General features: G+C 66.5%; 14 protein-coding genes. 6 read left to right on the forward strand and 8 right to left on the reverse strand.

Translation table 11 applies throughout. The annotated features are described in order from the left end of the window. Window positions 1–131: 131 nt before the first annotated feature. Entirely contained in the window at window positions 132–914 is a 783-nt protein-coding gene (locus FHG09_RS01145) for a CoA-transferase subunit beta (RefSeq protein WP_152345861.1), read from the reverse strand. Then, window positions 911–1855 carry a CoA transferase subunit A gene (locus tag FHG09_RS01150; protein ID WP_152345862.1) on the reverse strand — a complete coding sequence of 315 codons (945 nt, stop codon included), beginning with the start codon at window positions 1853–1855 and terminating at the stop codon, window positions 911–913. The genes FHG09_RS01145 and FHG09_RS01150 overlap by 4 nt, the downstream gene beginning before the upstream one ends. A 112-nt stretch (window positions 1856–1967) precedes the next feature. On the opposite strand from FHG09_RS01150, the gene FHG09_RS01155 reads away from it, so the two are divergent. The 5 genes from FHG09_RS01155 (at window position 1968) to FHG09_RS01175 (ending at window position 8636) form a co-directional block, all read left to right on the forward strand. Continuing rightward, window positions 1968–2861: a LysR family transcriptional regulator gene (locus tag FHG09_RS01155; protein ID WP_152345863.1), complete on the forward strand. Its 894-nt coding sequence runs from the start codon at window positions 1968–1970 to the stop codon at window positions 2859–2861. A 200-nt stretch (window positions 2862–3061) separates the two neighbouring features. Beyond that, window positions 3062–4285, forward strand: coding sequence for an acetyl-CoA C-acetyltransferase (locus tag FHG09_RS01160; RefSeq protein ID WP_152345864.1), 1224 nt, complete (start codon window positions 3062–3064; stop codon window positions 4283–4285). Between the two features lie 235 nt (window positions 4286–4520). Further along, complete coding sequence (locus tag FHG09_RS01165; RefSeq protein WP_152345865.1) at window positions 4521–5663, forward strand: CaiB/BaiF CoA transferase family protein; 1143 nt, start codon at window positions 4521–4523, stop codon at window positions 5661–5663. A 116-nt stretch (window positions 5664–5779) separates the two neighbouring features. Beyond that, a complete protein-coding gene (locus tag FHG09_RS01170; protein ID WP_152345866.1) occupies window positions 5780–6919 on the forward strand; it encodes an acyl-CoA dehydrogenase family protein in 1140 nt (379 codons plus the stop codon). 286 nt (window positions 6920–7205) lie between these two features. Next, a complete protein-coding gene (locus FHG09_RS01175; protein WP_152345867.1) occupies window positions 7206–8636 on the forward strand; it encodes a purine-cytosine permease family protein in 1431 nt (476 codons plus the stop codon). Here the strand turns inward: FHG09_RS01175 and FHG09_RS19675 are convergent. Beyond that, window positions 8603–8773 (reverse strand): hypothetical protein, encoded by a 171-nt coding sequence (locus FHG09_RS19675; RefSeq protein WP_193627235.1) that lies wholly within the window; start codon window positions 8771–8773, stop codon window positions 8603–8605. The two genes, FHG09_RS01175 and FHG09_RS19675, sit on opposite strands and share 34 nt — an antisense overlap. Before the next feature lie 227 nt (window positions 8774–9000). Here FHG09_RS19675 and FHG09_RS01180 point away from each other — a divergent pair, with 227 nt between their 5' ends. Further along, on the forward strand, window positions 9001–10467 hold the full coding sequence (locus FHG09_RS01180; protein ID WP_152345868.1) for a lipase family protein: 1467 nt from the start codon (window positions 9001–9003) through the stop codon (window positions 10465–10467). A 183-nt stretch (window positions 10468–10650) separates the two neighbouring features. On the opposite strand, the gene FHG09_RS01185 is transcribed toward FHG09_RS01180, so the two are convergent. From FHG09_RS01185 to FHG09_RS01205, 5 genes are all read right to left on the reverse strand, one after another. After that, window positions 10651–11979 (reverse strand): amidase, encoded by a 1329-nt coding sequence (locus FHG09_RS01185; protein ID WP_152345869.1) that lies wholly within the window; start codon window positions 11977–11979, stop codon window positions 10651–10653. Between the two features lie 70 nt (window positions 11980–12049). Then, complete coding sequence (locus FHG09_RS01190; protein ID WP_227492475.1) at window positions 12050–13594, reverse strand: amidase; 1545 nt, start codon at window positions 13592–13594, stop codon at window positions 12050–12052. Further along, a complete protein-coding gene (locus tag FHG09_RS01195) occupies window positions 13591–14916 on the reverse strand; it encodes a M20 family metallo-hydrolase (protein ID WP_152345870.1) in 1326 nt (441 codons plus the stop codon). Before FHG09_RS01195 ends, FHG09_RS01190 begins: the two co-directional genes overlap by 4 nt. Before the next feature lie 69 nt (window positions 14917–14985). After that, on the reverse strand, window positions 14986–16311 hold the full coding sequence (locus FHG09_RS01200; RefSeq protein WP_227492476.1) for an MFS transporter: 1326 nt from the start codon (window positions 16309–16311) through the stop codon (window positions 14986–14988). Window positions 16312–16653: 342 nt separating this feature from the next. Continuing rightward, the gene (locus tag FHG09_RS01205; RefSeq protein ID WP_152345871.1) at window positions 16654–17574 is read right to left on the reverse strand and encodes a LysR family transcriptional regulator; all 921 of its coding nucleotides are present in this window, start codon (window positions 17572–17574) and stop codon (window positions 16654–16656) included. Between the last annotated feature and the right edge of the window lie 4 nt (window positions 17575–17578).

Here is a 17578-nt window from a genome sequence, read left to right on the forward strand (position 1 = left end):
CCGCATCACGCTGCGTGGTCAAGGTACACCTCTCTCTGAACTGCTCACGTTCCTCGGTGAGCAGTTCAGAGAAGGCAGTACCGAATCACAATCGACAACTCTGAGCGCGCAGAATCCGCCCCGCACGCACCTCACCGCAGGTAGAGGCGGACCGTATCGATCTCGTCGCGGAGCAGCCGAATCTCCTCAGGCGTCGGCGCCTGGGTCTGCGTGACATCCTCGGCGACGGCCAGATCCCAGCCGGTCGCGGCCCGGACCTGCTCGACGGTGACTCCGGGATGGACCTCGGTGAGCTCGAGTTCGCCGAGGCGCTCGCGCCGCCGCAGGATCCCCAGCGGCGTGATGACGGTGGAGACGCCGAATCCGCGCGGCTGGAGGAAGTCGGGATGCTCGGCCGCACGCACCGGCGAAGCCGAGGTGACGAAGTCGAGGTCGGCCGGGAAGGCGGCAGGATCGTGGCGGCGGACGATGACGAAGACCTCGCCGGCATTGGCCATGATGTCGGCGGCTCCCCCGGATCCGGGCAGGCGCACTTTCGGCGAATCCCAGTCGCCGATGACTGTGGTGTTGAGCGAACCGTGCCGGTCCACCTGCGCCGCTCCGAGGAAGCCGACGTCGACGTTCCCACCCTGGAGCACGTAGCCGAAGAGGGCATGCATGTTCACGACCGCCTCGGCGCCGGAGACGACGACGGAGTCCGCGATGCCTTCGGCCATCGACTCGGGGTGCGCGCCGGCGACCCCGGATTCGTAGATGAGCTCGATGTCCGGGTTGAGCGTGCGGTGAGCGAGGTCGACGGCCAGCGTAGGCAGCCCGACCCCAGCGAAGACGGTTCGGCTGCGGGCGAGCATCTTCGCGGCCGCGCAGACGATGAGTTCGGTTTCGGTGAATTCCCTCGCCGAGGCGGTGCTCATCTCAGGCTCCCTTCGCTCGGCTGGGTACGGCGTCCGTAATCGACCACGCCCGAGGGGCGCGGGTCCACGAGCAGACCCCGGAGGCGATCATGGCCGATCGACTCGAGGTATTCGGCATGATCGCGGGTGCCGCGCACGTGGACATCGAGCCATTCCTGCAGCCGCTCGGGATCCTTCGAGATCGCGGTCCATTCCCGGTAGAAGGCGTTGTCGCGGTCGTACGAGCCCTGCACATAGGACGGGTGTGCGCCGGTCGGAACTGCGCAGACGGCATCGACGGCATGGGCAAGGATGATGGTGCGGTTCGGGTCCGAGCGGACCACCTCGTCGTCGACGATCTCTTCGACGGTGACGATGACGTGCTCGGCGGCGAAGACCGCTTCCTGCTGGGTGCCCGTGATGCCCCAGATCTGGACGTTCCCGCGCCGGTCGGCACGCTGGGCGTGGATGATCGTGACGCCGGGGTTGAGAGGAGGCACGACATGGATGCGCCTGCCCGAATACGGATCGACGACGGAGCGGATGTCCGGATTGATGCCCGGCATATCGGATCCGACGAACGAGTTCAGCGGCGCGAACGGCAGTCTGGCCGCGCCCGCGTGGTAGCGCAGCGTCATCGCGTGGTGCGAGTACTCCTCGACGGCCAGCGGTCTGGGATCAGCAGCTTCGATCCGGCGCCGCACCTCGTAGAGGCTGCCGGCCGAACCGGAGGCGAAGAACGAACAGACGAGGCGGTCGACGCAGTCGGCTGCGATCATCATGTCGCTGAGCAGGTCGGGGGTCAGCCGGCAGAAGGTGAGCCCGGAAATGCCCTGGCGGATGATCTCGTGCCCGGCGGCGAACGGGATAAGGTGGGAGAACCCCTCGAGCGCCACGGTGGCTCCGTCCCTGACATACCGCTCGATGGCCTGCGGCAAGCTGACGACTGTGTCACTGTCCATGGTTCGCAGGTTATAGCAATTACCCAAAACTGCAAAACACTTCTGTGATTATTGCCATTTCATGCAATAATGAAGACATCCGCCCAGCGGTCGCCTGACACAGGAGAACACTATGGAGCTGCAGCAGATCCGCGCCTTCGTCGCCGTCGCCGAGGAACTCCACTTCGGCCGTGCCGCCGAACGCCTCGGCATGGCCCAACCGCCGCTGAGCAGGACGATCCGCACCCTCGAGGCCGAGCTCGGGGCCTCGCTGTTCCAGCGCACCACCCGCTCGGTCAGCCTCTCCCCCGCCGGCGAGGCCCTGCTCGAACCGGCCAAGCACATGCTCGCCACCCAGCAGGCCGCCATCGAATCCGTCCACCGCTCCTCCAGCGGCGAAGTCGGCCGCGTGAGATTCGGCTACTCGCATCCGTCCTCCCGCGACCTCGCCGCATCGCTTGTCACCGCCTCGCACGAGCGCAGTCCGGGAATCGCCTTCCATCTCGAATCGACCGTCTATGCCGACGAGGGACTCGAACGGATCATGGACGGCACGCTCGACCTCGCGCTCGTCCGCTGGCGGCGGCGCCCGCCGCTCATCGCCGGGCGCCCCGTGGCGATCGAACGCCCCTGCGCGGCGATGCCGGCCGCCCACCGCCTGGCCGGACGGAAGACCATCGACGTCAGCGAGCTCGCCGACGAGCCCTTCGTGATGCTGCCGGCCCGACCGAATTCGAACCTGCGCGAGACCGCCATGCGCCTGTGCCTCGACGCCGGATTCAACCCGCGCATCGTCCAGGAGGCCCCGGACTCACAGTCGATCTCGGCGCTCGTCGCCGCCGGAATGGGCATCACGATCACCTACGACTCCGTTGCCGCGGGCTTCGATTCGCGGATCTCGGGCGTACCGCTCGACGTGCCCCAGGAGGCGTCACAGCTCTACCTGGCCTACCGCCTCGATCACCAGGACGCAGCGCTCGACACCGTCCTCGACGTCGCCGAGGCGGTCCTGCCGACCGTCCGGTGAGTTCAGCTGACCCTGTCGACCGCCCACCGAGCCCGTCGGTTCGCCGCCCATTCATTGAGACGCCCCCTTGTCAGTCTCAATCCATTCGGATATGTTCATAAATCAGAACGTATTGATATCAGCATCGACAGTGATGCCGAATATGTCGGTGCCGCGGCTGACGCAGTCGGACGGCTCGACCACAACTCGAGGGAGATCCTGTGTCCGAAGACATCGTCATCTGTGAGCCCCTCCGCTCCCCCGTGGGCGGATTCGGCGGACAGTTCAAGAACGTTCCGCATGAGGAGCTCGGCCGGCAGGTGCTCACCGCACTGCTCGAGAAGACCTCCCTGCCCGGTGAGGTCATCGATGACGTCGTCCTCGGCAACTGCTATCCGCACATGGAGACCCCGGCGATCGGCCGCGTCGTCGCCCTCAACGCGGGACTGCCGATCACCGTTCCGGGCCGCCAGGTCGACCGCCGCTGCGGTTCCGGCCTGCAGGCGATCGCCGACGCCCATGCGATGATCTCGGCCGGTTTCGCCGATGTCGTCATCGCCGGAGGCACCGAGTCGATGAGCCGCGCACCGTTCTTCAACGAGGAGATCCGCTGGGGCGTCAAGGGCGGCAACATCGAACTCAAGGACGGCCTCGTCCGCGGCCGCCTCACCGCCGGCGGCGATGACTACCCCGTGCCGGGCGGAATGATCGAAACCGCGGAGAACCTGCGTCGTGACTACGGCATCTCCCGGGAGGACCAGGACGCCTATGCGGTGGAATCGCACCGTCGGGCCGCCGCGGCGACGGAGGAGGGGAAGTTCGCCGAGGAGATCGTGCCGATCACGCTGCCGGCCACCCGCAAGACCCCCGAACAGGTCATCACGACCGACGAGCACATCCGCCCGGGATCGACGGTGGAGAAACTTGCGAAGCTCACGCCCCTGCGCGCGAAGTTCGACGATGAGGCCACGGTGACCGCAGGCAACGCCTCGGGCCAGAACGACGGCGCGGCGATGTCCATCGTGACCACCGCGTCGAAGGCCGCCGAGCTGGGGCTGCGGGCCTTCGCCCGGATGCGCAGCTGGGCCGTGGCCGGGGTGCCGCCGAAGACGATGGGCATCGGCCCGGTGCCGGCCGTGGCCAAGGCGCTCGAACGCGCGGAGCTCGGCCTGGGCGACATCGACCTCATCGAACTCAACGAGGCCTTCGCCGCGCAGGTCCTGGCGTGCACGAGCGAATGGAAGCTCACGGAATCCGACTTCGCCGAACGGCTCAACGTCAACGGCTCCGGCATCTCGCTCGGACACCCCGTCGGCGCCACCGGCGGCCGGATTCTCGCCACCCTGCTGCGAGAGATGGACCGACGCGGTTCGCGCTACGGCATCGAGACCATGTGCATCGGCGGCGGTCAGGGCATGGCCGCGGTCTTCGAGTCCGTCGCCTGATCAGCCGCCGGCCCGGCGATGCCGGGCTGGCCCTCTGGGTCGACCCGCGCCCCACCCGGAAGACTCACGAAGGCCCGTCCGCCCATGCGCGGACGGGCCTTCTCGCGTTCTCAGCCCGCGTTCCGCCAGGTTCCCGACTGACGCCTGTCCAACGCACTCCACGCGTCCGACACCTCGGACGATATCCCTACTGACCCCGTTGTCTTCACGCAGGTCAGAGCCGAGGATGAGGATCATGAACGCAACGAAGCAGCTCCTCGCCGGAGTCCGAATCGCCGATTTCTCCCGCGTCCTCGCCGGTCCCTACGCCACGGCGATGCTCGCCGATCAGGGTGCCGAGGTGATCAAGATAGAGATGCCCGGCCACGGCGACGATTCCCGACATCTCGGACCCTTCACCGATTCCGGGTCGACGTACTTCACCGGACTCAACCGCGGCAAGCGCTCGATCGAGGCCGATCTCAAGGACCCCGAGCACCATGCACGCCTGCTCGAGCTCATCGCCGACTGCGATGTCGTCGTCGAGAACTTCCGTCCCGGCGTCGCCGCGAAGCTCGGACTCTCCTTCGACGACGTCAAAGCCGTGAAACCCGATATCGTCTACGCGTCGATCTCCGGTTTCGGCCAGGCCGGCAATCAGGCCGGACGTCCTGCCTACGACACGGTCATCCAGGCCCTGAGCGGGCTCATGGCCTCGACCGGCTTCCCCGACGGCTCCCCCACCCGGGTCGGGGAATCCATCGCCGACGTCTCCGCCGGCGTCTTCGCCGCCTTCGGCATCTCCTCGGCGCTCTTCCACCGCCAGATGACCGGCGAAGGCGCCCATATCGACATACCGATGCTCGACGTCATGCTCGCCATGCAGCCGACGAACGCCTCCATCCACGCCGCCGGCACCAGCCCGACCCGAGTCGGCAACCGCCACCCGGTCTCGGCCCCTTTCGACACCTACCGCGCCGCCGACGGACTCCTCGTCATCGCCGTGGCCAACGACCGGCTCTTCGGCACTCTCGCCCGCACCCTCGGCAAGCCCGGACTCGCCGCCGACCCGCGGTTCGCCACGGACGGGCAGCGCTCGGCCAACGACGAGTCACTGCGCACCGAGATCGAGGACTTCACCATCGGCCGCACCGTCGCCGAGCTGTGCGAGCTCTTCGATGACGCGGGAATCCCGAACTCCCCCGTCCTCGATTTCGCCGAGGCGGTCGACGGACCGCTCGGCACCGCCCGGGGGCTGACCGCCGCCGATGCCCGCACCGGACACGCCTATCTCGGCCATCCGCTCCTCGTCGATGGCACCCGCCCTGCGTCAACGCTTCCGGCACCCCGCCTCGGCGAGCACAATGCCGACTTCGCCGAGGTGGAACCCACGGACTGAGCGCCTGACCGCAAGGCTCGGCCCCCACCCCACGACCGGCCACAGCCCACGAGCGGCCCCGCCTCGGCGATCCGATCGGCCTCACCCCACATCCACGACACCTCCAAGGAGCACTCATGGCCTTTGACATCACTGCCGACGAACAGGAATTCGTCGACGCCGTCGCCCAGATCAGCAAGGACGTCCTCATCCCCCAGGCGGCGGCCGCCGATGCGAACGAACGCGTCTCCGATGAGACGTTGCAGACCCTCGCCGAGGTGGGAGTCATGGGACTGAACCTGCCCGAGGAGTTCGGCGGACCGGGAGTCGGTTCGGTGGCGATGAGCCAGATGGTCGCCTCCGTGACAGAGGCGTGCGCCTCCACCGCGTCGATCGTCACCGCGCAGTTCCTCGCCACCGACTCGATCCTCCTCGGCGGCACCGACGCTCAGCGCGAAGCCTGGCTGCCGCGGGCCGCCGCCGGTGAGGTCATCGGCTCCTTCGGCCTGACCGAACCCGGAGCCGGATCGAACCCCGCGGAGATGTCGACGAAGGCCACCCGCGTCGAGGGCGGATGGCACATCAAGGGCACGAAGTGCTTCATCACGAACGCCGGGTTCGCGGACTTCATCGTCGTCTACGCGAAGACCGACGTCGACGCCGGCCACAAGGGAATCAGCGCATTCATCGTCGACACCAAGGCCGCCTCGTCGGGGTTGGACTTCAATCCCCCGGAGAAGACGATGGGTCTGCGCGGAAGCCCCGTCTACGAATTCGTCATCGACACGGTCGTGCCCGAGGACGCCCTCCTCGGCATCGAGGGTGAGGGCTTCACCACGGCCATGCGGGTGCTCGACCGCGGCCGCATCGAGGTGGCGGCGATGAGTCTGGGGATCGGCAAGGCCGCCCTCGACGCGGCCGTGGATTGGGCGGGCGAGCGCACGATCAGCGGCAAGCCGCTCAACCGCCTGCAGGGCATCGCGTTCAAGCTCGCGGACATGTACACGAAGTACCGGTCGGCGTGGCTGCTGACGATGGACGCCGCCGAACAGCGCGACGCGGAGGTGGACTTCACCCGGTCGTCGGCGACGGCGAAGCTCGCCGCCTCCGAGGCCGCTGCGTTCATCGCCGACGAAGCACTGCAGATCCACGGCGGCTATGGCTTCACCCGCGACTTCCCGCTCGAGCGCTACGTCCGCGACGCCCGGATCTACCGTATCTACGAAGGTTCCTCGGAGATCCAGCGCACGATCATTGCGCGCAGCCTGTCGCGCTGAGAGGCAGATGCCGAGGACAACGGCGCCGAGGCCTCGGACTGCCTCGGCGGCATGTCGACGACTCACGATTCTGCGGGAACTGACTGTTGAATTCCGACGCCACAATCGACACTCTTCTCCCGCGGAATCTTCAACCCTCCGCGTACGGCCCGAAGATCATGGCGTCCTCCAGGCACCAGCGCCCCAATTCCGATATTTCGGACAGAAAGTGTGATCCGGGCCTCGTCCAGGGTTGCGCAGCGGTGCCACACTGAACCAGGTTCATCAGTTCAAAGGAGAAGAGATCATGGCTGGTACGACCAATTCGGGGATCGAGAAGCGGTCCATCGAGATGGTGCCTGACGCCGAGCGTCACGGAACGCCACGTTCCCAGTTCACCCTGTGGTTCGGCGCCAACACTCAGATCACCGCCATCGTCGACGGCGCCCTGGCTGTCGTCTTCGGCGCCGATGCCCTGTGGGCCATCGTCGGCCTGCTCATCGGCAACATCATCGGCGGCATCGTCATGGCGCTGCACTCGGCACAGGGCCCGCAGCTGGGTCTGCCGCAGATGATCTCCTCGCGTGCCCAGTTCGGCATCATCGGCGCGATCATCCCACTCGTGCTCGTCGTGCTCATGTACATCGGCTTCGCCTCGACCGGAGCGGTGCTGTCCGGTCAGGCCGTCAACCTCATCATCGGCGTCGAGACCCCGTGGATCGGCATCGTCATCTTCGGTGCGCTCACCGCGCTGGTGGCCCTGCTGGGATACAAGTACATCCACGTGCTCGGCCGGATCTCCTCGGTGACGGGTCTGCTCGGGTTCCTCTTCATCACCTACTGCGTGCTCACGCAGGTCGACGTGCCCGGACTGATCTCGAACTCGTCATTCGCCTTCCCGGCCTTCCTGTCCGCAATCGCACTGTCAGTGGGCTGGCAGCTGACCTATGGGCCGTATGTCGCCGACTATTCGCGATACCTGCCGCGGTCGACCCCGTCGTCGAAGACCTTCTGGTTCACCTTCGGCGGATCGGTCATCGGTTCGCAGTGGTCGATGACCCTCGGTGCGCTCATCGGCGCCGCCGCCATGACGGAGTCGGGCAACCTGTTCGTCGAGAACCAGGTCGCCTATGTCGGCGACATCGTCGGCGGGGGCGTGTTCGCACTCCTCATCTTCATCGTCATCCTGCTGGGCAAGCTCACCGTCAACACGCTCAACGCCTACGGCGCGTTCATGTGCACGCTGACGATCCTCACCTCCTTCGGCAACCGGGCGACGATCCGCCGCTGGACCCGTGCGGTCTTCGTCGTCGGCATCGTCACCCTCACCGTGCTCGTGGCGCTGCTGGCCTCGGCGGACTTCCTCGCGAACTTCAAGAATTTCGTCCTTGCACTGCTCATGGTCTTCACGCCGTGGAGCGTCATCAACCTCACCGACTACTACCTGATCTCGAAGGACCGGTTCGACATCCCCGCGTTCTACGATCGGGCCGGCCGCTACGGCGCATGGAACTGGCGTGCGCTGGTGGCCTACGGAATCGGCGTCGTCATCCAGATCCCGTTCCTCGCGCAGTCCTTCTACACCGGCCCGCTGGTCGCGAAGCTCGGCGGCGCTGACATCTCGTGGCTCGTGGGCATCGTGGTCACTTTCGGCCTGTACTACGTCCTCATTCGCAATCACGGGGTCGCTCCGAAGGAGACGATCTACCCGAGCCTCGAGGAGCTCGAGCGGAAGTAGAGACCCTGCAGCTCGTCATATGCGGACGGGCTGGCGATTCGGCCGTCGGCCGGCAGCGCACCACGCTGTCGACCGGCGGCCTTCTTCATGTCGAGGATCTCAGTGGCGATCATGATCGCCACGGCCAGCATTCCCACTTCGCCTGAACAGTCGCCAGCTTCACCAGCGCCTGAATCGACGCAGGACAGAGTTCGCCCCTTAACTACCGTTCGGTTCTACTATCCAGTAATGTGGGTGACGCCCGTCACAGATCGGGCACCGCACTTCGGGTGGCTTCGACGACGACACCCCTGTCCCGAGGCTCAACTCCGCTCAACCGTACGACCTCAACGCAGAGTTCCACGACTGAACAGGACAACCGCCTATGCGCACAACCGCCCATGCATCCGCACTCACTCACGAGGGCGCACTGCGACGCCGCAGACGTCTGACCGCCGTGGTCGGAGCCGCAACGCTGACCAGCCTCGCACTCGCCCTGGGCGCCCCCGCGACTCCCGCGAATGCCGCCGACCTGGTCCCGCAGACCGAGTCCGAAGCCGAACAGCTCATCGAAGACCGCGCAGCTGAGGCCCCGAGCTCACTCGACCGCAGCAGCGTTCCCGAAGGCGTCAGCGTCGAACGGGCGCAGAAGGCCGTCGAGAAGTCCGATGAGCTCACCACAGCCGACGTCGAATACGCCGCCGCACAGGAGGACCTGCCCGCGTCCGGAGTCCCCGAGGACTTCTATCAGACTCCGAACTCGCTGCCGAGCGAAGACGGCGCAGTGCTCAAGCAGGCCGATTCGGAGTTCTACCTCGATCCCGTCAAACTCATCAAGCATGACGCGAAATCGACGGTCTTCATGTACAAGACCACCGATGAGAAGGGCCAGGCCCGAGCCGCCACCGCCACCCTGCTCACTCCGAAGGGCGCGAGCGGCCACGCCGACGATGCCGTCGTCCTCTCGCCCGGCACCCAGGGGATTGCCGATAAGTGCGCTCCCAGCCGTCAGATGGGCATGGGCACCGAGTATGAGGGCATCTCCATCGCCTCGGCCTTGGCCGCGAAGCATCCTGTTGTCGTCGTCGACTACATGGGCCTCGGCACCGAAGGCACCCACCACTTCGTCAATCGTGTCGAAGAGGGACGTTCGGTCCTTGATGCGGCACGCGCCGTCCAGCAGGTCGACGATAGCGACGTCGACGAGGAGACTCAGCTCCAGCTGCGCGGATACTCGCAGGGCGGCCACGCCACGACCGCGGCCCTGGAACTGCAGAAGGAATGGGCACCCGAGCTCAACATCGCCTCCGCCTCGGCGGGCGCCGTTCCCACGGACCTGTACAAGACCGTATCCGGGCTCTCGAGCGTCTACACGGCGTTCGCCCTGTACGGTGTCGCCGGGTTCGCCGATCAGGCCGACATCGATCTGTCCGAATTCCTCAACGAGAAGGGGCAGAAGACGGTGGCCGAAACGTCGAATAAGTGCACCGTCGAGGCGCTGCTCTCGACTGCGTTCACGGATTCGCAGTCGCTGACGAAGGACGGCAGGACCCTCCAGGAGATCATCGATGAGCGGTTCCTGGACATCGCGGACAGGCAGCGCTTGGGCGAGGCTCCCGTGCCCGATGTCCCGCTGCTGGTCAACCACAGCCGCCTCGATGACGTCATTCCGTTCGAACAGGGCAAGGAGCTCGCCGCGACCTGGTGCCGCGCCGGTCACAAGGTGGCGTTCGAGGACAATCTCGGCCCCACTCACATCGGCGGCTACATCGCTGCGCTGCCTCGCGTCGAAACCTTCACCAGTCGCACCTTCGCCGGCAAGGCTCCGCTCGACAGCTGCTGGAGACTGTGACCTCCCACCTCGCCGAGGCGGCCCACCCCACTGAGGCGGTCCGACCTCACCGAGGTGGTCCATCCCACCGGGGGTGGGCCGCCTCGGCGACATTCACCTCACGTTCGCGCAGCCCACAGCACGTACGACTGGATCATCGACACGAGCGTGGCGATGATAAGAGCTCGGTCTCGTCGAGGTCGCTCAGCCCAGCCGAGAGGCGAAGGCGAGGAGTTCGCGGTCACCGCCGGGACGCCCGACCAGCTGCACGGCCCGCGGCCTTTCCGACGTTCCGACCCCGGGCAGCGGGATCGTCAGCGCCGGCCAGCCGAGGACGTTGAACGGCATCGAATAGCGCATGAACTTCGCAGCCGAATCCGCGGCGAGCTCGTCCCAGCGGATCACGGGTCCGTCGATGGCTGGAGTGAGCAGGAAATCGGCGGCGCCGAAGACCGTGAGCGCCCGTTCCCGCAGTTCGGCGAGCGCCTTCAGCTGCATCCGATATTCGGCCTCGCCGAGGCCCCGGCCGGCTTCGAGCTTCTTCGCCACCCCGGGCTGATAGTTCGCGGCGTGCTCGGCGAAGAGGTCCCGATGCACATCGAATGCCTCGTAGAGGCGGATGAAGTCGTAGATCGGTGCAAGGTCGTCGAGGAGTTCGACCAGGCCCGGCCCGTTCGCCGAGGTGATCGTGAGGTCCGGGACCGTCATGAGCAGGTCTCTCGCCCGGTCGTCATCATCGGCGAAGAGACTGACATCGATCGTCCGTTCGCCGCTGCCCGCGGGGAAGAACGCCGCACTCGAACCGGTGGCCTCGCCGGAATCGTCTTCCCTGATCACCTCGAACGCCGTGGTCAGCAGGCCGAGGTCGGAAGCAAACAGTCCGACGGTGTCGAAGGCAGGCGAAAGCGGGAACACCCCGTTGACGGGCACGACGCCGAAGCTTGGTTTGAATCCGAACACGCCTTGACAGGCGGCGGGGACACGCACGGATCCGGCCGTGTCCGTGCCCAGCGCCAACGGCACAGCGCCGGCAGCGACGAGTGCGGCCGAACCCGAGCTCGACCCGGCGGTGCACAGCGCCGGGTCGACGGTATTGACGACGCGGCCGAATGCGGATTCGTCACCGAGGATCCCGTACGAGTACTCCTGGCAGTTCGTCTTCGCGACCGGGATCGCACCCGCTTCCTCGAGTCGGGTCACGACCGTCGCCGAGGCGGCCGCCGGCTCCTCGCTGCGCACGTCCGATCCCATCGTCGTCGGGTATCCGACGAGGTCGATGACGTCCTTGATCGCGAACGGGATCCCTTCGAGCCGCCGAGGCGGCTGGCCGGAGTCCCGACGCTCGGACGACTCGGCGTCGAGTGCTTCGGCTCGGTCAACGGTCATCGCTGTGACGGCGTTGAACTGCGCACCGGCACGCTCCACCTCGGCGAGGGTGTGCGCATCCATCCGATGAGCCTGTCGGCCCGTCGGCTGGAACTGTCCATCCGTCGGTTGCGACTGCCCGTCGATCATCTGCGTGCTCCTTCTCATTTGGCTATGGAACGATTTCTGTCGTCGAAGAAGACAAAGACTCCTGCCAACAGATCAGCCGCAACCATCGTCACTCAGGCGCGAGCCCCGTCCACGGATGCAGCGCCTCGATCGCGGCGGCGACGTCGAAAGCAGTGCCGTCGTCAAACGGGTGGGCGATGACCTGGACGCCGGTGGGGATGCCGCAGTCGGCCATCCCGGAGGGCACATTGACGATCGGCACCCGGTTGCAGATGTTGAACGGCATCGTCATATGCGCCTGCCAGTAGTGATCGAGGCGCACACCGGCCGTCCCACCAGTGGCAGCGACTGCACCGTCACCTGCGCCCTCGCGACCGACTCCGTCGGCGTCGACCGTGATCCCGTCGAGGTAGCTGGCTCCGGCTTCCAATCCCGCCACCGCCGAGGTGGGGGCCAGGAGCACATCGAACCCGTCCATCGCTGCGGCGAGCTCCGCCTGGATCTGCGCTTCCATGGCGAGACCGTCATAGAAGGAACGACGGGAGGCGACCGCCTCGGTGTCGGCCATGAACCGCAGCGTGTAGTCGGCCAGAGTGTCCTCGTGACCGCGGGTGGCCGCGCGCATGGCGGGGGCGAGCAGGTTCCCGAAGTGCGTGAACGCGGTCTCGAAGATCCGCTCGTATGTCCACGGCAGTTCGATCTCCTCGACTTCCGCGCCCGCCGATTCCAGCGCCGAGGCGATCGCGCGGGTGTTCGCTTCGATGTCCTTCCCGACGGGGAAGTCTCCCAAGCGCACGCACAGCGCGACCCTGCGTCCGCGGAGCCGGTCGGCCGCCTCGGCGGGGTCGAAGCCATCGAGGAATCCGGGCGAGGCGATCGTAGCGTGATCGCTCGGATCAGGGCCGACCATCACCCGGGCGAGCAGGGCGGTGTCGGCGACGGAGCGGGCCATCGGCCCATCGCCGCGGTACCAGTCCGCGGCCAGGGGCTGGACGCCGGGAATGCGGCCGTAGGGTGCCTTGAACCCGACGGTTCCGGTGAAGGCTGCGGGCAGCCGCGTCGAGCCGGCGATGTCCGAGGCGGTGGCCAGGGGCGCGAATCCGGCAGCGAGCGCGGCACCCGATCCGCCCGAGGACCCGCCCGGTGAGAGCTCGAGGTTCCACGGGTTGCGGGTGACTCCCCACATCGGCGAATGCGTGATCGTCGCGCAGCTGAACTCCGGAGAGGTCGCTCTGGCATGGACGTATCCGCCGGCGGCGCGGATGCGTCCGATGATCGCGGCGTCGGCTGTCGCGACGGTGTCGCGTTCGTGGAGGAGACCCTGGGTCAGCCCGCGCCCGGCCAGGGCGTGCTTCTCCTTGGCGATCACGGGAAGTCCGAGCAGGGGCCGGGCGGCGGCCGCCTCGGCGAGGTCGTCATCGGTGGCGTTGACGTAGAACGTCTCCGCCTCCCGCGCCGAGGTGACCGCCTCCTCGACGACTTCGGTGACCGCATTGATGCGCTCATCTTCCGCGGTGATGCGGCCGATGAGCGAGGTCAGGTAGTCGACCGGGGACAGCTCCTTGGACCGGAAGGCGGCGAGCGCCTCGGTGGCGGTGAGCGTCCAGGGTTCGGTGGGCATCGGGGACGCTGTGCGGGTCTCGTCGCGGGTCATGCGCGCGCCTCGGCGACAGAGGAACCGATCCACACGGCGCCCTCGCGGACGTCGGCGAGTTCACCGCGGACGAGCTCGCCGACCACCGAGGTGAGCACGCGGACGCCGCGGACCATGTCCTCATCGGTGGTGAATTCGCGTTCGCAGTGGGAGACGCCGTCGACGCTGGGCACGAACATCATCACGGCGGGCACGCGGTGGTTCATCGCCACGGAATCGTGGCCGGCCATGGTCTCGAGGCGGCGGATGCTCAGGCCTTCGTTGGCCACGGCCTTCTCGGCGAGCTCGACGCCTTCGGTCGGGAAGCGGCGCTTGTCGCGGATGTCGAAGTCCTCGACGTTGATGGTGATGTCGTGGGCGCGGGCGATCTCGGCGATCTGCTTCTTGAGGGAGTCGCGGGCGGTCTGCACGACGGCCGGATCTGAGGAGCGGAGGTCGGCGACCATGTGCACGCGGCGGGGGACGACGATCGGCGAGTTCGGTTCGACGACGTGTTGGCCGACCGAGGACACGAGAGCTTCGTCCTCGAACTCGTTCACCACCTCGGCGACGGCGAGGACGACCTTCGCGGCCGCGACGAGCGCATCGTGACGATCGGCCATGGCTGTGGCGCCGGTGTGGGACTGTTCGCCGAGGACGTCGATGTCGAGCTTCTGCGTGTACCAGCTGGATTCGACGACACCGATGTCCGTGGCTTCACGCTCGAGGATGCGGCCCTGTTCGATGTGGATCTCGGCGTAGGAGATCGCCTCGGGCGGGGTGTCGGTGCCGGCGTAGCCGATGGCGTCTAGCGCCTCGGCGACGGAGGTGTCTTCGAGGTCGGTGACGGCGAGCATCTCGTCGAGGTCGAAGAGTCCGGCGTAGACGGAGCTGCCCATGATCGACGGGGCGAAACGGCCGCCCTCTTCGTTGAACCAGTTGACGACGGCGAGGTTGAAGGTGGGTGGGAGCCCGGATTCTGCGAGGTCCTCTTTCACACGCAGGGCCGCGAAGAGGGCGGCGATGACGCCGTAGGCGCCGTCGAAGCGGCCGCCGAGCGGCTGTGAATCGAGGTGGGAGCCAATGAGGACGTAAGGGGCATCGGGAACGAACTCGAGGCACGCGAACATATTCCCGATGGCGTCCACGCGCACGTCGAAGCCCTTGTCGGTCGCCCAGCCGCGCATCCAGTCACGCGTCTGTTTGTCCTCCGCCGTCAGTGCCTGACGGTCGACGCCGTTGCTGTCCGTGGCGCCGATGGTGGCGACGAAGTGGAAGTCGGTGAGGAAGGCTGCGTCGGAAGACGGGGCTGCGTCGGAGGACGGGGCTGCCTGATGGTTCATTGCTGATCGCTTCTCTCTGGTGGGTTGGGTGTGGATGGGCTGGCGGCGGCCTCTGCTGTCATCGCGCACTCACCCCAGCCTGCCGCGGGTCTCGGGCAGACGGGTGACGAAGATGAGGACGAGGCACACGGCTGCGGCCGCGGCCATGTAGTAGCCGGGTGCGGTGTTGACGCCGGTGATGTCGACGAGCCACGTGCCCACGAACGGCGCGGTTCCGCCGAGCACCGCGTAGGAGATGTTGTAGCTGATGGCCGCCGAGGTGAATCGCGTCTTCGTCGAAAAGCGCTCACAGAAGAAGGTGTAGCAGCCGCCGCCGTAGCAACAGAGCGCGAGGACGAAGATCGTCTGCCCGAGGAATGCCAGCCCCATGTGTCCGCTGGTCACAAGCCCGAATGCCGGCACCGAGGTGACCGCGAGCAGAATCGCACCCGCGATGAGCATGGGCCGACGTCCGAACCGGTCACCGAGGTGGCCGGCGATGGGCAGGAAGATCGTGTAGCTGGCCATGGCGATCGCGTTGGTCAGCAGCGACTGTTCGCGGCTGAGGTCGCCGGTGGTCTGGATGTAGGTGACGAAGTAGGCCGAGAGCATGTAGAAGCCGAGCGCGGTGACGCCGAGGACGAAGAAGACCTGGAGCATGCCGACCCAGTTCTCGCGGAAGGAGTCGCGGATCGGGCTGAATTCCTTGGGCCGTTCGGCGGCTGTCTTCTTGAACAGCTCGGATTCGTCGGTCTTCGTCCGGATCCACAGACCGACCGCCGACAGCGGCAGGGCCAGAAGGAACGGCACTCGCCAGCCCCAAGAGTCGAAGGCAGCGTCGCTCATCACGGTCGACAGCAGGAGGATGAGGCCGCCGGCGAACACCGAGGGCAGAGCCGTCGCGGCCAGAGTGATGTTGATCCACAGTCCGCGCTTGGTCACGGGGGCGTGTTCGTAGACGAATGAGGGCCCGCCCACGGATTCGCCGCCTGCGGAGAAGCCCTGGCCGAGTCGGGCGAGGATGAGCAGGATCGGGGCGAACCAGCCGATCGTGTCGAACCCGGGGAGGATGCCGATGAGTGCGGTGCAGGCTCCGACGAGGAAGATCGTGATGGTCAGAGTCTGGCGTCTGCCCACTTTGTCGCCGAGTGCTCCGAAGAACAGACCGCCGAGGGGGCGCATGACGAAGGCGACGCCGAAGGTCGCGAAGATGACCAGCAGACCGGTGATCCGATCGCCGTCGGGGAAGAAGTATTCGGACAGGATGACGGCCGAGAGCCCGTAGAGCGTGAAGTCGTAGAACTCGACGAACTGGCCGATGCTGCCGCCGAGAAGCACCTTCCGCTGCATCTTCGTCGATCGGCCGTGACCGTCGGTTGCCGGCGCGTGGTCCTGGCCGGTGATGGGAGTGGACATCAAAGCTCCTTTGCTCTGTCACCCTGTCGGGGCTGTCACCCTGGTGGGCGTGTCACCCTGGGGGACTGTCACCCTGGTGGCGGATGCATCACTGTCTGTCCCAGTGATGCCTGCCATTCATTCTCATCAGCGAATCGGGATCGGTCCAACAGATACTTTCTAACATTGTCATCAAATGAATCAATGGCAGAGGCTCAGGCTGTCTTCCGCTCCGCGTCTGCCGCTCAGGTCGGCCTCCGCCCCGCCCCCGCCGGTCAGGCCGACCTCAGCCACGCGCCTGCCGCTCAGACAACCCGCGCCTACCGCTTCGACGGACCGCACATGCAGGTCAATTCCGAGGCATCACCCTTTCGAAGCAGCACCCAACACCTCTCTGCTGACTTCGCAGAAGGCTTTCCCGCGCCGGCTCAAACGGACGCCATTGGGCCAGATCACGGCAAGATCGATGCTCGGGAAGTCGTCGAGCAGGGGAACATCGACCGTCTGCAGACCGATATAGGTACCCGATGACACGCTTTGGCTCAGCAGCGAGTACCCGTGCCCCATCGCCACGAACGACCGCAACGTCTCATAGCCGGAGAACGAGTGCCGAATCTTCGGCACAACCCCGGCGATGCGGAACAGCTCGTCGTAGTACTGCCTGGTGAACGGCAGATCGAGCTGAATGTAGTCTTCTGCGGCAAGCTCACGCAGGTGCACCGGCTTCGGCTTCCCACCCCTGGCAAAGCGATGATTGCGGGACACCAGAACGTGGGGTACGACGACGTCGAGAAGGAAGGTGTCGAATCGCCCCGTCGGACCGAGCATGTACGTCAGCGCCAGATCGCAATCGCCTGCCGTGACGGCTTTCTGCAGGTCCTCCAGATCGGCCTCGAGGTACGTCACCTGCACGTCGGGGAACCGCTTCGCGAACTCGTCGTGGATCAGCGGCAGCCGAGTCGGCGCAATCGGCGAGAACACGCCGACGGTCAGACTCCCACTCAGCGACCGGGACAGCCCCTGCGCGGTCTCGCCGAGCGCTTCAGAGGCCTCGAGGAAGCCGGTCACTTCGGCAAGGAAGCGCTTCCCTGCCGGGGAGAGCACGACAGACCGGTTCTTCTGCCGGATGGACAGGTCCAGTCCGATCGACCGCTCGAGCTGAGCCATCGCCGTCGAAATCGCCGACTGGGTGACGTTGAGCTGCTTCGCCGCCTCGGTCATGTTTTCCCGCCGGGCGACCTCCTGGAAGTACCGCAGCTGCACGAGTGTGAAATCGAGTCCCATAGCC

This window comes from Brevibacterium sp. CFH 10365 (assembly GCF_009299785.1).
Classification (GTDB): Bacteria; Actinomycetota; Actinomycetes; order Actinomycetales; family Brevibacteriaceae; genus Brevibacterium; species Brevibacterium limosum.

Excerpts from the sequence above, each read along its gene's own strand:
- FHG09_RS01190 (WP_227492475.1), bottom strand. The coding sequence starts at position 13,594 with ATGACCCGCGACGAGACCCGCACAGCGTCCCCGATGCCCACCGAACCC.
- FHG09_RS01155 (WP_152345863.1), top strand. The coding sequence starts at position 1,968 with ATGGAGCTGCAGCAGATCCGCGCCTTCGTCGCCGTCGCCGAGGAACTC.
- FHG09_RS01170 (WP_152345866.1), top strand. The coding sequence starts at position 5,780 with ATGGCCTTTGACATCACTGCCGACGAACAGGAATTCGTCGACGCCGTC.
- FHG09_RS01175 (WP_152345867.1), top strand. The coding sequence starts at position 7,206 with ATGGCTGGTACGACCAATTCGGGGATCGAGAAGCGGTCCATCGAGATG.
- FHG09_RS01180 (WP_152345868.1), top strand. The coding sequence starts at position 9,001 with ATGCGCACAACCGCCCATGCATCCGCACTCACTCACGAGGGCGCACTG.
- FHG09_RS01200 (WP_227492476.1), bottom strand. The coding sequence starts at position 16,311 with ATGTCCACTCCCATCACCGGCCAGGACCACGCGCCGGCAACCGACGGT.
- FHG09_RS01185 (WP_152345869.1), bottom strand. The coding sequence starts at position 11,979 with ATGAGAAGGAGCACGCAGATGATCGACGGGCAGTCGCAACCGACGGAT.
- FHG09_RS01165 (WP_152345865.1), top strand. The coding sequence starts at position 4,521 with ATGAACGCAACGAAGCAGCTCCTCGCCGGAGTCCGAATCGCCGATTTC.
- FHG09_RS01145 (WP_152345861.1), bottom strand. The coding sequence starts at position 914 with ATGAGCACCGCCTCGGCGAGGGAATTCACCGAAACCGAACTCATCGTC.
- FHG09_RS01205 (WP_152345871.1), bottom strand. The coding sequence starts at position 17,574 with ATGGGACTCGATTTCACACTCGTGCAGCTGCGGTACTTCCAGGAGGTC.
- FHG09_RS01195 (WP_152345870.1), bottom strand. The coding sequence starts at position 14,916 with ATGAACCATCAGGCAGCCCCGTCCTCCGACGCAGCCCCGTCTTCCGAC.
- FHG09_RS01150 (WP_152345862.1), bottom strand. The coding sequence starts at position 1,855 with ATGGACAGTGACACAGTCGTCAGCTTGCCGCAGGCCATCGAGCGGTAT.